At 54.7% G+C, this 3006-nt stretch carries 1 rRNA gene; it reads left to right on the top strand.

Annotated features, from left to right (window positions below):
• The first annotated feature begins 86 nt into the window (after positions 1-86).
• Positions 87-3000, top strand: a 23S ribosomal RNA gene (locus KNP67_RS15135).
• Positions 3001-3006 lie beyond the last annotated feature (6 nt).

Here is a 3006-nt window from a genome sequence, read left to right as displayed (position 1 = left end):
TTGTTCCTTGAAAACTGAAGATTCATCAAGACATCAAACCAATTATTTCACATATGGTCCGTGAGGACCGTGTGTCTTAGACGCTAGATCAAGGTAGAAAGGGCGTACGGTGGATGCCTTGGCACTAGGAGCCGATGAAGGACGCGACGAACAGCGAAATGCCCTGGGGAGTGGTAAGTACACATTGATCCAGGGGTATCCGAATGGGGGAACCCACCGCCGGGAGACTGGCGGGACACCCGTGTGAATACATAGCACGGCGTGAGGCAAACCCGGGGAACTGAAACATCTAAGTACCCGGAGGAAGAGAAAGAAAATTCGATTCCCTGAGTAGCGGCGAGCGAAACGGGAACAGCCCAAACCAGGAAGCATGCTTCCTGGGGTTGTAGGACACTCTATACGGAGTTACAAAGGGATAGGATAGGTGAACGACCTGGAAAGGTCGGCCAGAGAAGGTGACGGCCCTGTAGCCGAAATCGTATCCCCTCCAGAGTGGATCCTGAGTACGGCGGGACACGTGAAACCCCGTCGGAATCCGGGAGGACCATCTCCCAAGGCTAAATACTTCCTAGTGACCGATAGTGAACCAGTACCGTGAGGGAAAGGTGAAAAGCACCCCGGAAGGGGAGTGAAACAGATCCTGAAACCGTATGCCTACAAGTAGTCAGAGCCCGTTAACGGGTGATGGCGTGCCTTTTGTAGAATGAACCGGCGAGTTACGATGGCGGGCGAGGTTAAGCCGATGAGGCGGAGCCGCAGCGAAAGCGAGTCTGAATAGGGCGCATCAGTCCGTCGTCGTAGACCCGAAACCAGGTGATCTACCCATGTCCAGGATGAAGGTCAGGTAACACTGACTGGAGGTCCGAACCCACGCACGTTGAAAAGTGCGGGGATGAGGTGTGGGTAGCGGTGAAATGCCAATCGAACCTGGAGATAGCTGGTTCTCCCCGAAATAGCTTTAGGGCTAGCCTCGAGGTGTAGAGTTCCGGAGGTAGAGCACTGATTGGACTAGGGGCCCCCACAGGGTTACCGAATTCAGTCAAACTCCGAATGCCGGCAACTTGTACTCGGGAGTCAGACTGCGAGTGATAAGATCCGTAGTCGAAAGGGAAACAGCCCAGACCATCAGCTAAGGTCCCAAAGTGTATGTTAAGTGGAAAAGGATGTGGCGTTGCACAGACAACTAGGATGTTGGCTTAGAAGCAGCCACCATTCAAAGAGTGCGTAATAGCTCACTAGTCGAGTGACGCCGCGCCGAAAATGTAACGGGGCTAAACATACCACCGAAGCTATGGATCCCGTAAGGGATGGTAGGGGAGCGTTCCAAGCAGCAGTGAAGCGGTATCGTGAGGAGCCGTGGAGCGCTTGGAAGTGAGAATGCCGGTGTGAGTAGCGAAAAGAGGGGTGAGAATCCCCTCCGTCGAAAGCCCAAGGTTTCCTGAGGAAGGCTCGTCCGCTCAGGGTTAGTCTGGACCTAAGCCGAGGCCGAAAGGCGTAGGCGATGGACAACAGGTTGATATTCCTGTACCGCCGTACCACCGTTTGAACGATGGGGGGACGCAGAAGGATAAGGTAACCGTGCGACTGGAAGTGCACGGACAAGCAGCGAGGCCGTCGGGTTGGCAAATCCGCCCGGCACACAAGGTTGAGCTGTGACGTGGAGCCCGTAGGGCGAAGTACCGGATTTCACGCTGCCAAGAAAAGCCTCTAGTAAGGAGGTCGGCGCCAGTACCGTAAACCGACACAGGTAGGCGAGATGAGAATTCTAAGACGCGCGGGATAACTCTCGTTAAGGAACTCGGCAAAATGGTCCCGTAACTTCGGGAGAAGGGACGCTTATGGCAACATAAGCCGCAGTGAATAGGCCCAAACGACTGTTTAGCAAAAACACAGGTCTCTGCTAAATCGCAAGATGAAGTATAGGGGCTGACGCCTGCCCGGTGCTGGAAGGTTAAGGGGATGTGTCATCGCAAGAGAAGCACTGAACCGAAGCCCCAGTAAACGGCGGCCGTAACTATAACGGTCCTAAGGTAGCGAAATTCCTTGTCGGGTAAGTTCCGACCCGCACGAAAGGCGTAACGATTTGGGCACTGTCTCAACGAGAGACCCGGTGAAATCATAGTACCTGTGAAGATGCAGGTTACCCGCGACAGGACGGAAAGACCCCATGGAGCTTTACTACAGCCTGATATTGAGGCTTTGTACGCGATGTACAGGATAGGTGGGAGTTTGTGAAGCCGGAGCGCCAGCTTCGGTGGAGACACCCTTGGGATACCACCCTTTGCGTATAGAGTCTCTAACTCGCAGCCGTGATCCGGCTGGAGGACCGTGTCAGGTGGGTAGTTTGACTGGGGCGGTCGCCTCCTAAACAGTAACGGAGGCGCCCAAAGGTTCCCTCAGAATGGTTGGAAATCATTCGAAGAGTGCAAAGGCAGAAGGGAGCTTGACTGCGAGACCTACAAGTCGAGCAGGGACGAAAGTCGGGCTTAGTGATCCGGTGGTTCCGCATGGAAGGGCCATCGCTCAACGGATAAAAGCTACCCTGGGGATAACAGGCTGATCTCCCCCAAGAGTCCACATCGACGGGGAGGTTTGGCACCTCGATGTCGGCTCATCGCATCCTGGGGCTGGAGTAGGTCCCAAGGGTTGGGCTGTTCGCCCATTAAAGCGGTACGCGAGCTGGGTTCAGAACGTCGTGAGACAGTTCGGTCCCTATCCGTCGTGGGCGCAGGAAATTTGAGGAGAGCTGTCCTTAGTACGAGAGGACCGGGATGGACGCACCGCTGGTGTACCAGTTGTTCCGCCAGGAGCATCGCTGGGTAGCTACGTGCGGACGGGATAAGTGCTGAAAGCATCTAAGCATGAAGCCCCCTCCGAGATGAGATTTCCCTTTGAGCAATCAAGAAAGACCCCTCAGAGACGATGAGGTAGATAGGTCATGGGTGGAAGCACGGCGACGTGTGGAGCTGAATGATACTAATCGGTCGAGGCTTTGATCTAGTCTAA

The sequence above is a fragment of the Exiguobacterium sp. s157 genome, from assembly GCF_018618205.1.
GTDB lineage: Bacteria > Bacillota > Bacilli > Exiguobacteriales > Exiguobacteriaceae > Exiguobacterium > Exiguobacterium chiriqhucha.
This window is presented reverse-complemented; position numbering and strand designations above follow the sequence as displayed.